The sequence below is a fragment of the Bacillus sp. B15-48 genome (assembly GCF_016879755.1).
GTDB lineage: Bacteria > Bacillota > Bacilli > Bacillales > Cytobacillaceae > Mesobacillus_B.
Genome location: NZ_WOFU01000004.1, coordinates 158,734 through 181,237, shown reverse-complemented (window position 1 = coordinate 181,237; position 22,504 = coordinate 158,734). Strand labels below are relative to the sequence as shown.

20 protein-coding genes are annotated in these 22,504 nt (G+C 37.7%); 8 read left to right on the top strand and 12 right to left on the bottom strand.

The features are described 5' to 3' along the window. Positions 1–51: 51 nt before the first annotated feature. Positions 52–363, top strand: coding sequence for a hypothetical protein (locus GNT69_RS14220; RefSeq protein ID WP_203555646.1), 312 nt, complete (start codon positions 52–54; stop codon positions 361–363). Positions 364–417: 54 nt separating this feature from the next. On the opposite strand, the gene GNT69_RS14215 is transcribed toward GNT69_RS14220, so the two are convergent. Next, positions 418–1,785 carry an aspartate kinase gene (locus tag GNT69_RS14215; protein ID WP_203555645.1) on the bottom strand — a complete coding sequence of 456 codons (1,368 nt, stop codon included), beginning with the start codon at positions 1,783–1,785 and terminating at the stop codon, positions 418–420. A 124-nt stretch (positions 1,786–1,909) separates the two neighbouring features. Then, positions 1,910–2,524, bottom strand: coding sequence for an NUDIX hydrolase (locus GNT69_RS14210; protein ID WP_203555644.1), 615 nt, complete (start codon positions 2,522–2,524; stop codon positions 1,910–1,912). Between the two features lie 112 nt (positions 2,525–2,636). On the opposite strand from GNT69_RS14210, the gene GNT69_RS14205 reads away from it, so the two are divergent. Next, positions 2,637–3,422, top strand: a complete 786-nt coding sequence (locus GNT69_RS14205; RefSeq protein ID WP_203555643.1) for an HAD family hydrolase — start codon at positions 2,637–2,639, stop codon at positions 3,420–3,422. A 94-nt stretch (positions 3,423–3,516) separates the two neighbouring features. On the opposite strand, the gene aspA is transcribed toward GNT69_RS14205, so the two are convergent. Beyond that, on the bottom strand, positions 3,517–4,941 hold the full coding sequence (aspA, locus tag GNT69_RS14200) for an aspartate ammonia-lyase (RefSeq protein WP_239094232.1): 1,425 nt from the start codon (positions 4,939–4,941) through the stop codon (positions 3,517–3,519). 394 nt (positions 4,942–5,335) lie between these two features. Here aspA and GNT69_RS14195 point away from each other — a divergent pair, with 394 nt between their 5' ends. Beyond that, a complete protein-coding gene (locus tag GNT69_RS14195; RefSeq protein WP_203555642.1) occupies positions 5,336–6,457 on the top strand; it encodes a MerR family transcriptional regulator in 1,122 nt (373 codons plus the stop codon). 105 nt (positions 6,458–6,562) lie between these two features. Here the strand turns inward: GNT69_RS14195 and GNT69_RS14190 are convergent, their stop codons facing one another. Beyond that, positions 6,563–7,501 carry a membrane dipeptidase gene (locus GNT69_RS14190; protein WP_203555641.1) on the bottom strand — a complete coding sequence of 313 codons (939 nt, stop codon included), beginning with the start codon at positions 7,499–7,501 and terminating at the stop codon, positions 6,563–6,565. Between the two features lie 246 nt (positions 7,502–7,747). Here GNT69_RS14190 and GNT69_RS14185 point away from each other — a divergent pair, with 246 nt between their 5' ends. Further along, a complete protein-coding gene (locus GNT69_RS14185) occupies positions 7,748–7,903 on the top strand; it encodes a hypothetical protein (protein WP_203555640.1) in 156 nt (51 codons plus the stop codon). Positions 7,904–7,957: 54 nt separating this feature from the next. On the opposite strand, the gene GNT69_RS14180 is transcribed toward GNT69_RS14185, so the two are convergent. After that, positions 7,958–8,653, bottom strand: coding sequence for a thermonuclease family protein (locus GNT69_RS14180; RefSeq protein ID WP_203555639.1), 696 nt, complete (start codon positions 8,651–8,653; stop codon positions 7,958–7,960). Between the two features lie 150 nt (positions 8,654–8,803). Here GNT69_RS14180 and GNT69_RS14175 point away from each other — a divergent pair, with 150 nt between their 5' ends. Next, the gene (locus GNT69_RS14175) at positions 8,804–9,637 is read left to right on the top strand and encodes an SDR family oxidoreductase (protein WP_203555638.1); all 834 of its coding nucleotides are present in this window, start codon (positions 8,804–8,806) and stop codon (positions 9,635–9,637) included. A gap of 54 nt (positions 9,638–9,691) precedes the next feature. Here the strand turns inward: GNT69_RS14175 and GNT69_RS14170 are convergent, their stop codons facing one another. From GNT69_RS14170 to GNT69_RS14140, 7 genes are all read right to left on the bottom strand, one after another. Further along, positions 9,692–10,291, bottom strand: coding sequence for a response regulator transcription factor (locus tag GNT69_RS14170; RefSeq protein WP_203555637.1), 600 nt, complete (start codon positions 10,289–10,291; stop codon positions 9,692–9,694). Positions 10,292–10,306: 15 nt separating this feature from the next. Then, positions 10,307–11,425, bottom strand: a complete 1,119-nt coding sequence (locus GNT69_RS14165; RefSeq protein WP_203555636.1) for a sensor histidine kinase — start codon at positions 11,423–11,425, stop codon at positions 10,307–10,309. Positions 11,426–11,561: 136 nt separating this feature from the next. Beyond that, positions 11,562–12,590: a Delta(5) desaturase DesA gene (desA, locus tag GNT69_RS14160; protein ID WP_203555635.1), complete on the bottom strand. Its 1,029-nt coding sequence runs from the start codon at positions 12,588–12,590 to the stop codon at positions 11,562–11,564. Between the two features lie 226 nt (positions 12,591–12,816). Continuing rightward, positions 12,817–14,154 carry a sodium-dependent transporter gene (locus tag GNT69_RS14155; RefSeq protein ID WP_203555634.1) on the bottom strand — a complete coding sequence of 446 codons (1,338 nt, stop codon included), beginning with the start codon at positions 14,152–14,154 and terminating at the stop codon, positions 12,817–12,819. A gap of 198 nt (positions 14,155–14,352) precedes the next feature. Further along, positions 14,353–15,186 (bottom strand): dimethyl sulfoxide reductase anchor subunit family protein, encoded by an 834-nt coding sequence (locus GNT69_RS14150; RefSeq protein ID WP_203555633.1) that lies wholly within the window; start codon positions 15,184–15,186, stop codon positions 14,353–14,355. A 27-nt stretch (positions 15,187–15,213) separates the two neighbouring features. Next, complete coding sequence (locus tag GNT69_RS14145) at positions 15,214–15,750, bottom strand: DMSO/selenate family reductase complex B subunit (RefSeq protein ID WP_203555632.1); 537 nt, start codon at positions 15,748–15,750, stop codon at positions 15,214–15,216. A gap of 18 nt (positions 15,751–15,768) precedes the next feature. Further along, entirely contained in the window at positions 15,769–18,345 is a 2,577-nt protein-coding gene (locus GNT69_RS14140) for a molybdopterin-dependent oxidoreductase (protein WP_203555631.1), read from the bottom strand. Positions 18,346–18,596: 251 nt separating this feature from the next. Here GNT69_RS14140 and GNT69_RS14135 point away from each other — a divergent pair, with 251 nt between their 5' ends. The 3 genes from GNT69_RS14135 to GNT69_RS14125 are packed head-to-tail and all read left to right on the top strand — an operon-like array spanning position 18,597 to position 22,439. Beyond that, entirely contained in the window at positions 18,597–19,820 is a 1,224-nt protein-coding gene (locus GNT69_RS14135; protein WP_203555630.1) for a PucR family transcriptional regulator, read from the top strand. An 8-nt stretch (positions 19,821–19,828) separates the two neighbouring features. Then, positions 19,829–21,907 (top strand): molybdopterin-dependent oxidoreductase, encoded by a 2,079-nt coding sequence (locus tag GNT69_RS14130; RefSeq protein WP_343206503.1) that lies wholly within the window; start codon positions 19,829–19,831, stop codon positions 21,905–21,907. Further along, positions 21,900–22,439 carry a 4Fe-4S dicluster domain-containing protein gene (locus GNT69_RS14125; protein ID WP_203555628.1) on the top strand — a complete coding sequence of 180 codons (540 nt, stop codon included), beginning with the start codon at positions 21,900–21,902 and terminating at the stop codon, positions 22,437–22,439. The genes GNT69_RS14130 and GNT69_RS14125 overlap by 8 nt, the downstream gene beginning before the upstream one ends. The last annotated feature ends 65 nt before the right edge of the window (positions 22,440–22,504 follow it).

The following is a 22,504-nucleotide window of genomic DNA, read 5'->3' as shown; positions in this document are numbered from 1 at the left end:
TATCTGTACAAGCATATATATGGTATAAAACAACATTACAGGAGTTGAAGCTTGCTTGTGCGGACGATTATAAAGTTTGGATTGTTTCTCCTACTCTTTTTAGGGATAATTGAACTGACTATTAATGAAATTTTTAAATCTTTTTCAGAGGAACCTGAAGCAGTTACCGCATTTAAAACAGATACTGATTTACTGAATGAGCAAATCCCATCATTAGAAATGTATTTAGTTAGTCAGGAAAAGAACGGTGTGGAGATTATCGAAACCTACCAGGAGCATGAAGTGTATTTTGATGAGAATGGTGAAGTGATAAAAACAGTTCCAACCTCAAATTTCGATTATTTACGATATAAAGAATATTAACCAAACAAAAAAGAAGCACTGCTCATCGAACAGTCCTTCTTTTTTGTTTAGTATTTATGATTTAACAGGTACACCTACAAAAAACTCATCATATAACGCTTGAACGGCCTTCTTTTCATCAGCCTCTTTTACAGCAAACATCATGCTAACCTCTGACGAGCCTTGGTTAATCATTTCGATATTGACACCAATATCAGCAAGTGTTTTAGCAGCTCGCGCCATCGTACCAACATTGCAGCGCATGCCTTCACCAACGACCATAATTAAACTAAGATCATGTTGGATCTTTACCTCTTCAGCTCCAAGCTCATTTTCAATCCGTTTTAACATTTCTTTTTCAAATGCGAGATTCATTTGATCTTGACGAAGAATAATCGAAATATCATCAATTCCTGACGGTAAATGTTCATAAGAAAGATTAAATTCTTCTAAAATTTGTAATAGTTTACGTCCAAAACCGATTTCACGGTTCATTAAATATTTTCTAACGTAAATACTGCAAAATCCTTTGTCACTTGCAATTCCTACCACTGGTCCGTTTTGATTCGTCCGTTTGTTTACAATTTTAGTCCCCTGTGCATCTGGATTATTTGTATTTCGAACATGGACTGGAATCCCAGCATGAAAGGCTGGCATAAGTGCTTCATCATGAAAGACAGAAAATCCCGCATATGAAAGTTCTCTCATTTCACGATAAGTAAGCTCACGGATTTCTTTCGGATTCTTAACAATACCAGGGTTAACAGAACAAACTGCATCTACATCCGTGAAATTTTCGTATACTTCTGCTTTAACACCGTTTGCTAAAATTGAGCCGGTGATATCAGATCCGCTACGAGAAAAGGTAACAATATCGCCCTTTTTTGAATAACCAAAAAATCCTGGAAAAACGATAATACCTGATTTTTTACGTAATTCATATAAATTATCATAAGTTTCTGGAAGAACCTGGGCATGTCCTGGTTCATCGCTAACGAGAAGGCCCGCTTCCTTCGGGTTTATGTAGTGCGCATCAACCCCACGAGATTGGAAGTAAGCTGCAACTAATTTTGCATTGTTGTCTTCACCACTCGCCTTTACAGATTCGATAAAATGGTCATGACTTTTGCTACGGTCTGCTAATAAACTGCGTAAACTATCAGTAATAACTTCAATAATTTCATTAGAAATCTCAAGTTCATTGGCAATAGCTGTATACCTTTGAATAACAGCATCAAAATATTCGCCGCCATCCCCTGTGTCAAGCACATGTTCAGCACATGCAATTAATAAATCTGTAACCTTAATATCATCAGGATACCTTTTCCCTGGAGCAGATACAACGACCACTTTACGGTCAGGATCCGAAACTACAATATTAAACACTTTTTCTAACTGTTCACCGGAAGCTAAAGAAGAGCCTCCGAATTTCACAACTTTCATATGTCTGTCATCCTTCGCTAAAGTATTATTTATCATTATCTCTTTTATGGTTAAAAGATGCAAGAATTTTCTCTTTATATGAACACTCAAATTCTATTGTCCATATTAAATTCTAAAAATAGATTTATTTAATTAAATCTAAAAAATGCGTTAACACTCTAGCTGTGAGTCCCCAAATAATATTTCCATCATATTCATAGAAGTATTCATCCATCTGCCTAATTTGCCATTTATAATTCTCTCCTCCGATAATTAAATCATATGGGAACCCTTCCTCGGGTTGAACTTGAAAATTGAGTTTATAAACGGCTGGCTTCGTATTTAAGAGATACGAAAGAGGGACAGTAAAAATTTCCCCAACTTCATCTGGATTAGGCCGGATTATTGATAGGTCGTCAATCTTCCCAACAAATGGGTATACAATTGTTCCACCACCATTAACGAGATAATCAAGGGGGATGATATTAGATATATCGCTTTCCTTAATTCCAAGTTCTTCAGTTGTCTCTCTTACCGCACAGGCCATTGCATTACGGTCGGCTGCATCAAATTTGCCCCCCGGAAAACATACTTCATTCGGTTGTCTACGTAGATGACTAGCTCGAACTTCGAATAATATATGCGTTTCACCGTCTTTAACAATGAGTGGCAGAAGAACCGAAACTCGGAAAAAATCTTTTTCCCCAAGAACCCCCACTTTTCTACCATTTAGTTTATTTAAAATATTATCTATCTCCATATATTTCACCTCAATCAAACAACTAATATTCTTATTATACAGGATTTTGTGACAAGATGAATAAAGAGGTAAAATAGGAAATGATTTAATAAATATAAAGGAGTTTTGTTTTATGGCATTCAAAATATTATTTCTCGATATTGACGGGACTATATTGCGTCCTGATAATACAATTGAACATTCAACGAAAGAGGCGATTGCTCAAGTTCAAAAAATCGGGATTGAAACGGTCCTAGCTACCGGGAGACCGGTACACGAAATAAGAGAAATAGGGCGTAAACTAAACATAAACTCTTATATTGGTTATAATGGTGCGCTAGCCATTTTTAATAACGAAGAGCTATTTGCAGAGCCCATGGAAGCTCATCACGTCCAATCCTTCCTTGATGTCGCTAAGAAATACAATCATGACATCGTTTTATACACAAATAATAAAAATTATTTTACTTCATTGAATTCACCAGAAGTGAAGAGGTTTAATGAAACCTTTCATTTAAGAAGGAATAGTCTTTTCACAGATGACGTTATTGATGATATTCTTGGCATGACTTTACTAACAAAAGCTGAGAATGGGAAGGGTGTATATTCGCTCGATGATGGCATTTTTTTCTCACAAGTAAATATAGAAGGAATGCATCATTGTTATGATGTGATTAGAGAGAAGGTTAATAAAGGAGTTGGGGTAAGGTTTCTCCTGAATCGACTGGGAATTCCAAAGGAATCTGCTATCGCTTTCGGAGATGGGATGAACGATAAAGAAATGCTCCAAGAAGTTGGCGAGGGTTTTGCAATGGGAAACGCAAATCCAAACTTATTTTCTTATGCTAAGCATAAAACGACGACAGTCACAAATTCAGGTATTTATAATGGACTAAAAAAACTTGGACTAGTTAAGTGAAAGTTAAGTTGTTTAAGAAGGAGGATGGATGTACTTCCCTCCTTCTTTTTTATTGTGTTTATTACTGATGATAGCTATCATTTTTTTATTTTCGCTAATCTTTGTTTAGAAGTTCTTCTCCTGCAATTCCTGGATTTGTCATTTCATATGGGTTTAAAATCAGATCTAACTCTTCTTCTGTAAGTACATCATAAGCGAGACAAAGTTCCCGAACCGATTTTCCTGTAAGAATGGCTTCACGGGCTATTCTGGCAACGACTTCATAGCCAAGATGAGGATTTACGGCGGTGATAATGCCAACACTTTGATCAACATCCTGCTGAAGCTTTTCTTTGTTTGCTTCAATTCCTTTCACACAATGTTCAGTAAACACGCCAAAGGCATTTTTCATAACAGAAATCGATTGAATAAGATTAAAGATAAGAACAGGCTCCATTACGTTTAATTCGAGTTGCCCGGCTTCAGATGCTAAGCAAATCGTATGGTCATTGCCAATCACTTGGAAGGCTACTTGATTGATTAACTCGGCCATGACCGGATTAACTTTCCCAGGCATAATCGAAGAACCTGGTTGTCTCGGGGGCAAAGAAATTTCGTTAAATCCAACACGGGGACCTGATGCCATTAAGCGAAAATCATTTGCGATTTTTGACATATTCATCATACAAACTTTTAAAGCAGCAGAAACTTCGGTATAGGCATCCGTGTTTTGAGTTGCATCAACTAAATGCTCTGCGTTTACAAGCGGAAGACCACTATTTTCCGCTAAATAGTGTACGACACGTTTAATATATTTCGGATTTGCATTTAAGCCTGTCCCAACAGCCGTAGCCCCCATATTCACTTCATATAGATCTATGCGAGTACGCGCTATCCTTTTGATATCTCTTGCTATCACTCTGCTATAAGCTTTGAATTCTTGACCTAATCGAATCGGAACTGCATCTTGAAGGTGGGTCCGCCCCATTTTAATATAAGAGTCAAACTGCTGTGCTTTTCCCTCAAAAGCTTTATGCATGATTTCCATCACTTCTAGAAGCTGGTCTAATAATGATAAAACAGAAATATGCATGCTAGTCGGAAAAACATCGTTTGTCGATTGGGCCATATTCACATGGGTATTAGGGCTTAATTTGAAATAATCCCCTTTTTTCTCGCCAAGGATTTCTAGAGCCCGGTTAGCTATGACTTCATTCGTATTCATGTTAATTGATGTCCCGGCTCCACCTTGAATTGGATCAACGATAAATTGATCATGCCATTCTCCGTCAATAATTTCGTCTGCAGCCTTTACTATTGGTTCCCCTAATCCTTTATATAACCGTCCGATTTCCATATTAGCTAAGGCCGCTGATTTCTTGACAATAGCTAATGCTTTAATTAACTCCCCGTGTATTTGATAACCAGTTATTGGGAAATTTTCAACTGCACGCAATGTCTGAATCCCATAGTATGCGTCCAATGGTACGTTCTTCACACCGAGAAAATCCCTTTCAACTCTGACATTCTGTTCTGCCAAATCTTCCACCCTCCAAGTCCCTCTTGTATACAACAGTCCGCTTAGCTTACGAACATAAAGATTATTTATCCGTATGCACATAAGCTTTTTAAGCATAAGACATAGCGTAACCTACTGTAAGAGGAAAAGTAATATCTCCTATCACTTTTATTTTAACCAAATGAACTGTAGAGTTCATCTAGTTTATTGACCTTTTCCAGTGCACAAGTAAATATGTGTCAAAACATCTTTATTATTGTTGGTTTTTGCGAAGGGATGATGAATTGCCACTTCTTTTGGAAGCTTTTGTCATCATGCAGGAAAAAGGGTACCCGTTTGCTGAATTCAAATACAGATGAAAAATGGTTATACATTGAAAACGATCAAATTTTAAATAAAGAAAGGGTTGGCAAAAATGAATCAATTTATGAAAGCCTATACGATAAAAGAAGTATCAAAAACAATCAATGTTCCTTCGGGAACGATTCGGCAATGGGAGAAAGACTTAGACGGTCTACTCATTATTCCGCGAACAAGACAAGGAGCGAGGTTCTATACAGAAAAGGAAATCACACTATTAGAGAAAATAAAACAGATGAGAAGCAAAAACTTAAGCAAGGATATGATTCGTGAACTCCTTCAAAAACATATGGACATCCGTTCGGAAGATGATTCCGAATTAATCGAAACCAATTTGCCTGCTGTCACCCAAGAACAAGTACCTGCTCATAAAGGATCAGACTTTGATGTAGAAGGCTTTTTTCATGCACTAGATACGTATAAACAAACCCTGTTACAAGATGTAAGAACAGAAATTCAAAACGGTCTCCGAACTGAAATTGTAAACGAAGTTAAAAAGGATATTACTGCTAATTCATTACAAACAATAAAGGCGTTATCGCTCTCGATTCAAAGATCAAAAGATAAAATGAAACAAGATATCGAAGAGCTATCCCAACATGTAGCCCAAGCTACAGAAAAGACTTCCGAATCGTTCGAAAGTCTATCTGAAGTCTCAAGCAATACAGCAGATAAAGTTACCGATCTTTCACAAGAAGTGATACAGTTAAAAAAAGGGACGACAAAAGAATTAGCAAATTTATCAACAAATGTTTCTAAAGTTTCGTCAGGAACTAAGAAGGAGATTCTTTCACTAAAAGAAAATGTAACAAGAATAAATAGAGGAACTGCAAAAGACATCTCAGCAATAACAACCAACCTTGCGAAAGTTTCGAAAGGAACCTCCGAAGAAATCCGTTCCATTGCTGTTAAACTTAACAAATCATCAGAGGAGTTTAAAATCTTAACTGACTATATTGCTAAAAATAAAGAAATTACAGCTTCAGAATTAAATACTTTAAATGAGCAATTAGCAATGGATAGAGAATATTACCTTGAAACACTGAAACTTGAGAGAGAACAATTTCAAGGGGAAATTCAAAAACGGGATGAAATTTTCAAGGATATGGTTGTTAGTTTTCGAGAAACTGCTGCTTCCAAAGATACTTCTAAAAGATGGTGGAAACTTTGGAAATAATACTGTTAAAATGCAGTGGATGTCCGTCCATCCACTGCTTTTAAGCGAAATATGAGTATATGAACATCTATAAAGAGGCTCTGAATCATGCTCTTATACGTCTATTTATTGTGAATTTATACTTGGCCGATGATTTAAAAAGTTTTGATAGGCGAACCCTCTTACTTCCGCTTCTGTAAAATGTTTAAGTAATTCATTAATTAGATTCTGATATTTCCCCGCGTTTTCAAGATCTTTCACATGGGAAGGAATCCCATCAAAATCAGAACCCATTCCAATGTTTTTTACACCACCAAGGGAACAAAGGTAGTCAATATGTTTAATAAGATCATTAATGGTCGCATCTCCATCTTCTTTGACAAATTGTGGAGCAAACACAATATGGACCATTCCATTTTTTTTAATAAGAGCACGTGCTTGATTGCCGTATAAGTTACGGGGATGATTGCAAAGATGGCGAGCGTTTGAATGGCTAGCAATTGGATAACTCGCTATCTCAATCACATCCCAAAAAGCTTTCTCACAAAGATGGGAGACGTCTGTAAGGATGTGATGTTGATTGTTAAATTCAACAATCTCTTTACCGAACAATGTCAAACCAGCCCCTCTAGGCTCTCCAACCCCATCTGCTGCTAAGTTAGCATGATTCCATGTTAATCCCACTGAACGTACACCCAATTGATACAAATGATTTAATTTACTAAGATCGTTCCCAATTGCATCAACGCCTTCAAGCGTTAGCATCGCACCAATTTCACCTTCTTCAAGAACGTCAAAGTCATCCCAATCTTTTATTTGTTTCATTTCAGGGTTTTTTGCAAGAATCTCTTTGTAAAATAAGTCGACCTGGCCGAGTGCAGCCTGAAACTTGTGCTCTTGCTTTATATCCGGTTCGATAAAAATAGCGAAACATTGAACTGATACTTCCCCTTTTATTAGTCTTTGCTTATTTGCATCTAGTTCATCTGAATCTTTAAAACTCAACTTCCCTTTACATTCCTGTAGCTTTAATAATACATCGCAATGTAGATCAATCACTTTCACCTTTTTCACCCCAAATGAATTGTTTAACACATCTTACTACAATTACACAAAACTTATCCGCGATTAATATAATAGATTGAAACGTCAAAATACGAATCTTTTGTAAAAATAGATTGAAAATTGTGTTTTTTTCTATTAAAATGGAACTAATCACCAAACTGAGCGAACGCTCACTCAATTTGCTCACTTTTTACGGTACACAACTTTTTTATCGTAAAATAAATTAAATGGAGCGAGGTTATATATATGTTAGTAATGAAATCTTATTTTTTAAATGAATGGGAACGTTATAAAATGGAAGAAATCATTCTTTGTGAAAATAAGGAAATGACTGAAGCAGATGTTCTTCTTCTGGACGACCGTGAACTCATGGTTTTAATCAACAACCTCACTAAAGAATAAACTCCAAGAAAAACGGTAAAAAATAAACATGACCATGAAATCTGGTCATGTTTACTACCTTTTTGACGCCCGAAATCCTGCTTTTTCTGCTTCTTCTTCAGAACAAAACCAGATAATGTTGTGTTCACTAATCGAATCGTAATGTGCACCGGTTGTTAAATGATATATTTTGGAATTTTTATTGCCTTTTATTTGATTTACACAATTCGTCTCATTGTTTAAGGCTGTTTCTACTTCATCGATTGCATCCGTGTCAAAGCCTCTCTCCTGTACGTAATTTTCAATACTCCAAATTCCTACCCCATCTTCTTGTGCCTTTTTCTGAACCTTTTCAAATTGATCAACATATTTCGTATTTGGCGGAAAAACGGCAATTCTGGCATATCCCTTTTCAATTAAAACCTCGTTGTACAGTGTATCATCTACCCAGACATATGCTAATAATCGTCCGTACTGATCTCTTTCCTGCACATCTAGTTCAAGTAAGACTTCTTTTCCCGTTAATTGTTCTGTCGTAAAATCAGATGCCTCTTGACCGAATGGTTGTTCTCCAAGTCTCGGATGCTTCGTTTCCGGTGTATCGACTAAGGTCAAGCGAACTCTCTCTTCTTCCCCATTTACGAGTTTTACCCTTATCGTGTCGCCATCGGTAACTGATATAACCGTTGCCGATAACCGATTCTCCTGTGAACAACCAACAACTAAAAAAAGAACGAGTGTCATCTTAATAAACAAAAATATTTTTTTCATCTCTTACTCCCCAAACAATATCATTCACGTCTGTTATTTTACCATAGCAAGCGAAATTGCGCCTGCTGGTTGATCGTTTTTAAGTTATAAAGATATATAACGGTACAAATGAGTTAAAATAAAGGAAATTAGTTTATAAAGGGGAAATATATGACAAGAAAGAATGCAATAGTAACTGGTTCTTCAAGCGGATTTGGCTTATTATGTGTACTTGAACTAGCTAAAAGTGGGTTTCATGTAATCGCGACGATGAGAGACATCTCGAAAGCAGATAAGTTATTTGAAGAGGCACGAAAACAGAATTCAGAGCCTTTTATTGAAGTTCAACCGCTTGACGTAACGTCAAGCGAATCGATTTCTCAGTTTACTTCTTATTTAAGTAACCTAAATTCTGTCGATATTCTCGTAAATAATGCAGGAATCGCCATCGGTGGCTTTTGTGAGGAGCTTTCAATTGACGACTACCGACAGCAATTTGACACCAATTTCTTTGCGGTCGTCGCAATTACACAAGCCGTCCTTCCCTTCATGCGCAAAAGTGGAGGAGGCCGAATGATTAATATGAGCAGCATAAGTGGCCAATTCGGGTTTCCGGGACTATCTCCTTATGCTGCATCTAAACATGCTCTTGAAGGGTTCAGTGAAAGTTTAAGATTAGAGGTTAAACCATTTGGAATCGATGTAGTACTAATTGAACCTGGTTCATACAAAACGAACATTTGGACGAGTATGGACCAAATCTCAATCTCTGAGAATTCTCCTTATCACTCTTATATGGTTAAATTACAAACTGAAATTGAATCTGAGAAAGCGAATCATGGATCACCCGAAGAAGTCGCTGCCCTTGTCGCTCAAGTCGCTAGCCAAGAAAAAACACCTAAATTGCGTTATCCGATTGGGAAATCAGTAAAAACGAATATACGATTAAAAGCCTTCCTACCATGGCAGTTCATTGAATCATTGATCTTTAAAAAACTTCGGTAAAAAAATGCCTGTCCCTCGAGTGCGTTAGCTGAGTAACCCGTGGGACGGCATTTATTATTTAAACCAACCTTTTTCACGTGATTGTCGAATCGCTTCAATTCGATTGGTTACTTCAAGTTTATCTAGAATCGTTGAAATATAGTTTCTTACTGTTCCTGTCGTAATCGTCAATTCACTGGCAATATCTTTCGTGTTTTTCCCATCTGCAACTAGGCCAAGGACCTCCATTTCTCTTTCGGTCAGTGGATTTTCCTCACTATATAAGTCATCCATCAGTTCCGGGGCATATACCCTTCGTCCAGCCATCACACTTCGAATCGAGCTCGCCAACTCCTCACTTGGACTATCTTTTAACAAATAGCCTTTCACTCCAGCTTTTACTGCCCGTTGGAAATATCCAGACCGCGCAAAAGTAGTTAATATAATCACTTTGCAATCTGTATTCTTCAACTCTTCTGCAGCCTCTAATCCTGTTTTCCCAGGCATTTCAATATCCATAATACAAATATCAGGCTGATACTTCTTTACAAGTTCTAGCGCTTCCTCCCCATTTTGAGCTTGCCCGACTACTTCCATATCTTCTTCTAAGCTCAACAAGGACCCTAAAGCTCCTAGCAACAATCTTTGATCCTCCGCTAACACAATTCGAATCATACTCCCCCTCCTACACTAAGACTCTTTCTTCATTCTCGGAATTTTTATATATAAGGTTAAGCCATTTTCGTTGGCTATCTCGAGGCTTCCATTAACAAATTCTAGTCTCTCTCTCATCCCATTCAATCCACTACCCTTTGAAAAATCATCCTCAGTAACCTGTCCTCTGCCATTATCTCGAATGATTAATGTAATCTCCTTCAATGACTGTTCAATTGTAACTGAGCATGTTGTAGCTCCACTGTGTTTTACGACGTTATTCACTGCTTCTTTTAAACACATACTTAGAATGTTCTCTGAAAGCAAGGAAACATTTTTCAACGGCAAATCCACTTCGCAAATATAACCAATTTGTGCTGCTTCGAACATTTGCTTAACATGATTTAGTTCGTCTTTTAAACGGATGCCTCGCATTTCAGAAACCATTTTCCTTACTTCATTTAATGCCGTTCTAGCGGTCTGTTGAACATCCTTCAATTCTGAGCGAGCTTGTTCAGGATTCTTATAGACTAATTTACTCGCTAGGTCGGCCTTTAAACCAATAAGTGAAAGCTTTTGGCCTAGAGTATCATGTAAATCTCGCGCAATCCGCTGTCGCTCTTCCGCCTTTACTAACTCGGCAATCCGTTTATTCGCATCTTCTAGTTTTTCCTCAAGCTGACCTTGTACCTTTTTATTACGCATACTTAAAGGCAAGAAGATGATACTTAGCCATACAATCAATACAAATGGCAATTGCCATACAAATTGCTCTTTCCATAGAAAAAGCTCCAAATTGATGGCAGCAGATGTAATAAAAAGATTAATAAAATAAAGAACAAAAAACGCAATCTTATCTTGAATCTTGCCAATTAAATAAGCAAGAAAAAAAGCGAAATAAACAAAACTAAAAAGGTTCGTTAATACAACCGAGATACATATTAGTATGATAGTCCATAAATACACCGTCCACCCTTTCGAAATAAACGCTAGCCGATAAAATACGAAAAATATGATTGTTAAAGCAACTCCGATGATTTTTTCATACATTGCAGGCGACTGTAATATAAAATAAAAGGGCAGGATACTCAAAATCGTCCAAATATACGGGGATATACCCGTTGTTTTTAATAATTTCCAATAGCGTTTAAACATTCATCCACCCTCAAATTCTTCTATTATCTACATATTACCATATATAAACAATTTTACATGAATAAACTCTCCTCAAATTGTAAGGAGAGTCATTTCACTTTTTATAAAGCAAATCGTCTACAAGAAGATGTGGATATTAAACCTCTGGCTTCGCATGTACAGATACACGCTTTTTCGCCACTTGTTTTACATGACTGAAAGGTACAAATTTATTCCCATCCTCATCCCATAGTTTAAATTTCAATGAACTTAAACTCATGGAAAGCGTAATTGTTGGAACTTTTTGTAATGGCTCAGTATTATTATGGACTTCTTCAAGCTTGTAGTTCGGTACCTTCGGGCTTAAATGATGAACATGGTGGTAGCCAATATTACCTGTTACCCATTGCAGAACTTTTGGAAGTTTATAAAAAGAACTCCCCTCTACGGCTGCCCTTACATATTGCCAATGTTCATCTTCTTCAAAGTAAGAATCTTCAAACGTGTGCTGGATATAAAATAACCAGATACCGAGAGATCCTGAAATCATAAAAATCGGAATCTGTACAAGGAGAAAACTTTGCCAACCAATTGTTAAGCAAAGCAATCCGATGACAATTGCAAGTAACACATTTGTTAAATACGTGTTTAATCGTTCTTTTCGCCTAGCGCCTCGATGATTGAAGCGATTTTCAATACCAAACACATAAATGGGACCTATAATGAACATGACAAAAGGATTACGATACAAACGGTATTGTACTTTCTTCCAAAATGGAGCTTCCAAGTACTCATCTACTGTTAGCATCCATATATCTCCTACGCCTCGTTTGTCTAAGTTGCTACTCGTAGCATGGTGAATCGTATGATCATGCCCCCATTTCTCAAATGGGAACAAAGTTAAGACTCCTGTAATCGTACCAAGGACTCGATTTGCTTTGCGACTTTTGAAAAATGAATAATGCGTACAATCATGAAAGATGATGAATGTTCGAATTAAAAAACCACCTGCAAGAACGGCAAATGCCAATGTAAGAAGATATGAGAACGCCAAGCTTTTATATGCTAAAAACCAAAGCAATAAAAATGGTCCAATGGTATTGATGAGTTGCCAAATACTATTTCGCAATTCAGCTTTTTCATAAGGGGCAACTTGCTTTCTCAATTGTTTTTGTTGTTCCTTCATTATTTATATTTTCCCCTTCCTTATGTTGTTAATTTGATTATAGAGAAGGAAAACGAGGCGCGTAAGTCCCAGGTGTCATATATTGAATATGACATTTGTCATATTGGGCAATTTTTTTTAGGCAAAGCAGAAGAGAAGAAGTACGTAAATCATTAAGATTAGTTTTACAATTTCTATCGAGTTTTTATGCAAAAAGGGCTGAAATAAGACAGCCCTTTCGGAAATGCTACGATAATATTCCAATTGAATTTAAAAACACGATAACAATAGCTATTGGTGCAACATAGCGAATGGAAAAATACCAAATATCAAATAACAAACCAACTCCATTGGTGCCAAGTGCCAATTCTTCTTTTACTAACTGACGAGGCAATCGATAGCCAACAAAAAGCGAAATAAAGAAGGCACCTACAGGCAAACCAATATTACTTACGAGAAAATCAGCGGCATCAAAAATGGACCTTCCGAAAATTTGCACATCAGAGAGAACCCCGAATGAGAGTGCACTCGGTACACCGACTAGAAAAATGAGCATCCCACTTATCCACGTAATTTTCCCTCGTTTTTCTTTTTCATCTTTAACCAGAACGGCAACGACAATTTCTAAAATGGAAAAGGCTGATGTAAGGGTCGCAAATAAGAGTAAAAATAGAAAAATAATAAGAAAAATACTTCCGAACGCCATTTCATTAAAAACGGCAGGCAATACAACAAATACTAATCCAGGTCCTTGTCCCGGTTCAAAACCGAGCGCAAACACAGCTGGAAAAATAACAAGACCTGCTAGGAAACAAATTAAAATATTTAATCCTGCGACGGAAAAAGCGGATTTGGCTATGTTTTCTGATTTTGACAAATAGGAAGCGTACGTCACCATCACAGAAATACCAACACTGAGTGTGAAAAATGCTTGTCCTAACGCAAGCAAAACAGTCTCTCCACTCATTACAGAAAAATCTGGTTTGAGTAAAAACTCCAACCCAGCAGCAGAGCCTTCAAGGGTTACCGAACGAATAGCAAGCACAATAAAAAAGATAAAAAGAGCTGGCATTAAATATTTACTTGCACGTTCAATTCCCTTCTGTACACCACCCTTTACAACCAAAATCGTTATGACGATAAAGATGAATTGACTAATTATAACTTCAGCAGGATTGGAAATAATGTCATTAAATAAATTTCCATAATCAGCATTTGCCAAACGCCCCGTAAAACTTCGAACTAAGTACGAGAGAATCCACCCGCCAACTACACTGTAAAAAGAAAGTAAAATAAAAGAAAAAGTCACTCCAGCCAAACCTAAAAAGTGCCAATTTGTTTGCGGTGCAAGTTTCCGATAAGCTCGGACCGCATCCCTCTGTGTATTACGCCCAATGACAAACTCTGCGATCAAAATTGGCGCACCAACTAAAATGGTTAAAATAATAAAAAGCAGAAAAAAGATGGCTCCGCCATTTGTCCCCGCCATATATGGAAACTTCCAAATGGCCCCCAATCCAATTGCAGAGCCTGCTGCAGCTAGAATGAAGCCAAGCTTAGAGGTCCATTGTTCATGATTCTTCATACGTCCATATTCTCCTTTATTATTTAAACTGATATTTGTCAATATTACTATTCTTCACGAAAGAATCAAAGTAGTTTTAGCCAAAAACTATCTAGCATTATTTTATTAACATAATAAAAAGTGCAACTCAACATCTACCTTTGAGTTGCACTTAATTATTTTCATCTCACTAATTTTAGTAATCCTTTAGACAATCGCTTAAGAACCTAATACATAAAATACGTATCTACTCATGCCTTCCGCAATGACGAACACAACTAGCGCGGCATACACTAAAGCAAAATTCACTTTCGGTTTACTACTTAAAGATAAGTATCCTAGAACAGCCAATCCTGCAAGTTCAATGATCCAACGAACACCAATCATTCCTGAATAAGGGGCAAGCTTGGCAGCAGCTGTTTCTCCTGTGATCATCTGAATTTCTGGTGTATAAGCGGCAAACATGGCCGATCCAATCACTTGGATCATCACTCCTAATATCCCGAATGTAAACGCCCATTTAACGATTTTCTTCATTTCTTCTCCTTTAAAAGATGGGAGAATGAGACTTGCACCAAGAACAGGACCAAGGGCTAGTACAGTACCAAAGAACACGACATACGTATTAAGATGATCCCAACCGTTTACTCGGGTAACCGCATACGTTTGTGCCATTGAGAAAATGGCTGCGAGACCAATGATTCCGGTAATGAGCATCAACGTTGGACTTACTTTCTTATTTAATATCGCTAGTAAAGCTAGAATACACGCTAACCCAATGAAGATTCCTACAAATACGATTTCATTGCTCATCCATGAGCGACCAAATCCTCTCAATGTGTGAAACGCACTCAGCGGACTGCCTAAGTGGAAAAACGATCCGATTAAACCAACAATGGAAACGATGGCGGTAACAAGCAGCGGTAACTTCATTGCTTTATGCGAATCCGTTCCCGTTTTCGCTAAAATCCGATTCACAAACCATAAGAACAGAATCCCACCGACAGCTGCTGGAATTGCAACGGTAAAGATTAATAACGACCATTCATGCATATTCGATTCCTCCTTCTACAAGTTTTGTTATCTTCCTTTAATGACTAGATTCGGTTTTGTGATTGACGAACTAGGTAATCCTTTAATATCAGCATTCGTTCCATATTTTTGACGCAATTCATCAATCGGACCAAACTCGATTGCACGCATGATACAGGAGGAAACACAAACTGGATCTTCTCCATTTTCACGTAAATCAATACATGTATCACATTTCGTCATTTTTCCTTGTTCTTCATCATACTGTGGGGCACCATAAGGACAATTCCACTCACAATATCTACAGCCGGCGCATTTAGAGTGATCAATTAAGACAACGCCGTCCTCATTTCTTTTGTCTAATGCTCCTGTTGGACAACCTTGTGCACACGTCGGTACATCACAATGATTACAAGAGATAGACACATGCCAATTTGACGGCTTTGGAAAGGTGCCTTCTTCAAAATCATAGACTCTCCGAAAGTTTCTGCCTACTTCTAAATCATTTTTATCTTTACATGCGACTGTACATGTTTTACAACCAACACACTCGGCAACATTTATATAAAATCCCATTTGCGTCATAAGATGTGACCTCCCTCATTAAAATTTGATGATCCGTTGTTCCCATTTTACGTCCTCTTCAAGCGGCTTGCCTTCCCACTTTTCCAAGTTACAGCGTGCTGAGTTGAAACCTGAAGACCCTAGGCCTTTTGGAATATGAGGGACAAAGATGTTATCTGCACCCGCTCGATCGATTCCTGTCTCTTCGTCAATATCAACCCAAGCACCATGTGGAAGTCCGATAACACCTGGAATCATTCCTTCGGTAACTTTTGCCGGGCGTAACGCTTTCCCATATTCGTTTGACATTAACACCGTATCTCCATCTTTAATTCCAATCTCGTCTGCATCGAATCGACTGATATAAACTGGGTTCGGCCATGCTTCACGCAATTGTGGCACATTATCCAATGTACTATGTGATCTTCTCAAATAATGTGGGTTAATAATTTGATAAGGATATTGCCCCTTCTTCTTCGTCTCCCAGTTTTCATAAGTAGATTCATAGCCATGAACTTTCGGTTCATATTTCGGGATTGGTGCAATTTCCGAATAGGCTTTCTTCGATAATTCATTTATTGCTTTACAATAAATTTCAAATTTTCCACTTTCACTTGAGACTGGATTTCCTTCTGGATCATCAATGAAATCTTTATAAGCAATAAAGCCAAAGTTATCACTAGGCTTTCGTGGTACTTGATAAATTCCACGATCGACAAATTCTTTAAGTGGAATGCGACCTGTTTGTGGAGTTCCTTCAACTCCCCATTCTTTAATATCTTCTGCAGTGATCGTACATAATGGTTCATAATCGACCCCATTTTCCATTACGACCATACTCCCTGCTAGCTGATTAAAATACTGTTGCTTTTCTGAAAGCGGGAAAATCTCTTTAGGATTTTTCCCAAGTTTCTCAAGCAATGCTTCAGCAATTTCTTGATCCGTTTTCGATTCGTATAATGGCTCAATAATTTTTGACCAAGTAATCAAAATTTCACGGTTTCCTCCTTTGACCGCTCCTGGCGTTTCCCATTGAGTGGCAACTGGAAGGACAATATCTGCATATTTCGCATTTGTTGTTAAAGCATAAGCATTCGTTACAACAAATTCTACTTTACGATGGGCTTCAATCCCTTTCCCAATATTGCTTCGTGTTTGCAAGTGGTTTTCATAGTTATTGTAAATAAATTGAATATTTACATTCCGTTCTCCCTCATATCTTTGGAGGAACTTCCCATCTAGCACCGCATCCCACATTTCATTTTCGTTAATTTGATGATCAATGTTATTCTCAACTCGTGGTGCCCCTGTTCCACCTGCTGTAAGAAGCATTGGCCCCATGTTTCCAGCGTACTCCCAACAGCTAACACCAGTCATACTTCCTGATTTCCCCATATGACCTGTCATCATACCGAGCGCTGAGAATGCTTGTACCCAACCTTCTCCGTTAATGATTCGTGCAGGTGCCCAACCGGTTAAAAGTGATACTCGCTCGGTTCCACCAATATCACGTGCTAGTTGGCGAATTTTGCTTGGCTCTACTCCACAAATTTCCGCAGCCCATTCAGGTGATTTTGGCTGTCCATCGTAAGTACCTAGTATATAATCTTTTAAGTTTTCTTTTGGATCTGCTCCTTCTGGCATATGATCCTCATCGAAACCGATCGTATATTTATTTAAGAAATCCCATTTTACTAGTGGATTGGTTATCGGATCATCTTCTTCGAGTAACGTATACATCATTCCGAAAGTTAAAGCATCATCTGTGCCTGGTCGGACTGGGACCCAATCAGCATCAAACACACTCGCTGATTCACAATACATCGGGTCAATAACAATAAAGCGAGCACCAGCTTTTTTTGCTTGTAAATAGTTATATGTGACACTTCCCATCGTACTCCAAGCAGGGTTAGCCCCCCATAAGACGATTAATTGAGAGTTTCTTAAGTCGAGGCGATCATTGATGCTATTAACAATTAATCCTTCACCAACACCCATGTTTTCCCATATCCATCTCCAAGCTCCCCATGACGAACTTCCATAATTGGAACTATGACCACCCATAGCAGCCATTGCATTACGAATATTCGCGTTTGCACCAGTAACTAAGATTGCTTCATTCCCATATTTCTCAATAATTCGTTTCGTTTCAGAAGCGACATGACCCAAGGCTTCATCCCACGTAATGCGCACCCATTGATCGCGTCCGCGAAGTTCTTTCTTTCCTCCACCCGGCTCCCAATTTTTTCTTTTCATCGGATATTTTAAGCGATCAGCATTAAATACATGTTTTCGCTGTGAACGGCCTCTTAAACAGCCACGTTGTTGCGGGAAATCCGGACTATCTTCATGAGTATCATCCGTCTTTTGACGGATAACAACTCCGTCCTTGACAAGGACTTTATTAAGACAACGACTTCCGCAGTTATGCCAGCACGCAGCTGTTTTCCAAATACCTTCACCAGCATCGTCTTCTACTCCTATGTTTGTTTCGGCATTAGCGATCAGCCCGCGACTCACAGGTATTGCAGCGGTTGCTGCTGCAACAGATGTCCAACCGATGAATGATCTTCTAGTTATTTTAAAATCTTGGATTTTTTTAACCAAATCTATCATGTTACGTGCCTCCTTTAAGATTAACAGTATGTGAAAAACTGAACTTGTTAATTTCATTATATATTTCTATTTGATTGTTCACTATGTCCCGGTTGCACGAATTAAACGAGCAAATTTTGTGCGCGGTAGCCATACTGATATTACAAACTTGTGACAGCGGGATTTCTACGGTTCTGTGACATTCATTGTTCAAAGAAAACGGTTGAGATATGATGAGATTAACAGCATGAAGAATTAGGAGGATGAGCTGTATGACAAATAAAACCTATCATGTTCCTAGCTATATTCAAGAATTATTAACCGTTTCAATGGAAGGAATCGAACAAATAACAGGGAAACTTGCTTCTTTACTTTCATTGCCCGTTTTAATAACTGACCCACTTAATCATGAATTACAGTCAGCAAGTCTTGATCATGAGTTTTGTGAAAATATTTTGGCAATTGAACGGCTTACAAAAGTAGACAACAATGACAGTTTCAAATGTAAAATAATGTCAGCGAACTTTGACATCCTAGCATTTGCCACTCCGATCATTGAAGACAGTCAAACACTTGGCTATATATATATCATTGATGAAAACAACAATGTTGACTTAGAAAGTGTCGGATCAATTTTGACATTCGCCGCTTCATTATGTTCGATTCAATTGAAAAGAAAAAAAGAATTAAAACAAGAACAAATGAAATTTAAGGAAGCGTTTCTATTTGATCTTTTATACGGAAATATGAAACAACCAGTGGAGATACTTGAGTATGGGAAGATATGGGGCTGGGATTTAAGCTTGCCTCTAACAGCTGTCGTTTTTTCGCTCCAAGACTTTAACCACGTATCGACTGATAAACAATTAATTAATCATTTACACTATATTATTGAAAGAACTTTAAATGAAAGAAACGTAAAACCAATTACCTTACCGAAACAAAGTCAAGTTATTGTCATTTTAACAATGCAAGGAAACGAAGATAAACTTCACTTTCGAGCATCTCTAGAAGAATTTTCATCTACCATATTTAAACAGATGTGTTCTTATAATAATGACCGAAAATTTTCCTGCGGGATCGGAACGGTTTATTATTCTCCAGTTGATGTTTTTCGCAGTTACCAAGAGGCGAAAGTTGCACTAGAACTAGGTGAAATACTAGAAATCCAGATTCCATACTTCTCAGACTTAGGTTTGGAAAGAATCTTGTATAAACATGATCTACAAGATATAAAGGAATACTTTCATTCGGTACTAGGAGAGTTAGCGAATTATGATTCAATGAATAATGCTCAATTAATGGAAACACTTCACGTATTTGCTACACATCAATTTGATATGACAGCAACTTCCAAAGCCTTATTTCTTCACAGAAATACATTGCGGTATCGATTGAAAAAAATTGAAGAAATCCTAAAGCGTGAATTAAATGACCTAAATAACCAACTCGATATCATTGCGGCATTTAAAATAAAACAGCTTCGAAAACTATAAGAAACGAGGTGCCGAACTTGAAAGATGGCATTTATCGAAATACATGTCCCAGAAATTGTTATGGTACGTGTTCAATGTTATCCTACGTTGAAAATGATCGCCTCATAAAAGTAACGGGCGATCCGTTGAATGGTTATACAGGCGGACATCTATGCGCAAAAGGATATGCTTATACGCAATTTGTATATAATCCACAACGTTTAAAATACCCAATGCTCCAAAGCCCAAGAGGATCTGGGAATTGGAAAAGAATTTCATGGGAAGAAGCATATACAAGGATTGCTAGTAAAATGATCGAACTTAATCAAAAATACGGTTCAAATCTTGCCAGTGGCTACAATAAATTCTCCGGAAATCTTGGGCTCCTGCATTATGCAACAGAAGGAATGTTCAATAGTATCGGTCCTCATACGAAACCTGTGGGCAATCCTTGCGCTCTTACAGGAAAACAGGCGATTTATCAGTCATTAGGTCAGAATTTTAGTTGTGTTCCTGAGGACATGGCGGAAGCGAGTTTAATTGTTATATGGGGCGCAAATCCCGCGGTAACTAATGTCCATCAAATGAAATTTATTTATGAAGCAAGAAAAAATAAAGGGGCGAAACTTGTTGTTATCGACCCTATTTTTACGCAAACAGCAAAAAAAGCAGATCTTTACATTCAAATTAATCCTAGTAGTGATGCAATGCTTGCCTATGGAATTGCCAAACGAATTCTTGAAAAAAACGAAATGGCTGTCGAATTCCTTTCAAACCAAACCGAAGGATGGAATGAATATGAAAGATTTCTTTTAACAGGGATAACAGTCGAAATGATTTGCGAACGAACAGGAGTATCCCCTGAAGCAATTGAAGAATTGAGCAACTTATATGGAAAGATAAAACCTGCTGTCACGTGGCCTGGTCTTGGCATTCAACGAAACAGTAGCGGAGGTGATAGCATTGCTGCTATTACCAACCTTGCCGCAATCACTGGAAATCTTAACATTCCAAATGCAGGAATTTATTATATGCATTTTGAAGTTGAAAACTTCCCATTAAACCTTTTAAACCATCAAGGACCTGCTCACCTATCAATTCCAACATCAAGAAAGGTTGATATCAGTGATTTTGCCAAGAGTGCACTTACACTCACTAATCCGCCTCTTAAGCTTCTTTGGATCGCCTCAAGGAATGTCATTGCACAGGATCAAAATTTAAAAGCGTGGGAAAAGCTGTTCGAACAGTTAGAGTTAATTGTTACTGTTGACCTTTATATGACGAAAACAGCCGAGCAATCCGATCTTGTCCTCCCTGCAGCGACCCATTTTGAGGAAGAAGATTTAAATGTCGGTTATTGGCATTATTGGCTCTCGCTCAATCAGCAGGCGATCCCTGCTTACTATGAAGCGAAAAGTGATTTGCAAATCGCAAGGGATTTAACACGGAAACTAAATAAGCTTTCTCCTGGATTTTCTAACTTTCCTGCAGATAAGGAACCAGTAGAATGGGTTAAAGCTGAATTAACTCCTGAAATAAGATCACTTTATTCTTTTAATGAGTACGAAGATTTATTAAAACGGCCATATAAAAAAAAGGAAGAACCCATTTTTACTAAAAGGAATCAAAAATTCCAATTTATCCTCCCTTCATCAAAAATGAACAAGGAGTTTAAGTTGTTAATCAAAGAAAATTTAAAACTAAAAAATGGAGAATTCCTTAAAGAGTCTAACACAAAACGCTCAGACCAATATCGGCTCCTATCGCCACAATCCTTGCTCAAAATTCATTCACAGTATGAATCGCTAAGCTGGTTAAACGACCATCAAAAAGATAGCTCAATTATTGAAATATCAAGTGAAGCTGCCGACTTAAATGAAATTAAAAACAATGAAAAAATCGAACTATTTAATGACCATGGCCGGATCGTAGGAACGGCATTCGTCAACAATCAGCTGCCAAGAAACGTCGTATTAGCAAATCAAGCAGGGTATAACCCGATTAATAAACTGATCATTGATAATCGAAACGAACGTGACAGCGTAACAAGTACGTACTTTTATGATAGTTTTGTTCAAATTAGGAAACGGAGGGAAAGTCATGTATAAACAGGTAGGATTAAGCTTTAATGCCGATGATTGTATCGGTTGTATGGCATGCGAGATTGCCTGTAAAAACGAAAATCAAACTCCCTCTCATATTCGGTGGAGAAAGGTAAAAAAAGTTACTCCTGAACTGTATCTATCCCTCTCTTGTAATCATTGCGACAATCCTGAATGCTTTCGAGTTTGTCCCGAACGCGCTTTCAGGAAGCGACAAGACGGAATCGTTGAAATCGATGAAAGTCGTTGTAACGGCTGTCAAATTTGTGTTTCTGTATGTCCATATGAAGCACCACAATTTGACCCCGAAACCCATAAAGTGAGTAAATGCCAAATGTGTTATCCGAGGCAGGACAAAGGGTTATCTCCTGCCTGTATTGATGCCTGTACAACTGGAGCATTGCAACTCGTTGACCTTATTCATTTCACTGATTCCAACGCAGTTCGTAGTCTCCCTGGTTTCCCTGACATCCATATTACTAACCCATCCATCGTTTTCTATCCAGTTCAACCGCGCAAACGATATTTTCTGAAATAACCTTATCGATAGTTAATATCTTTATTGATTGTGCATATAAGTAATCATATGTGAAACATCTTCTA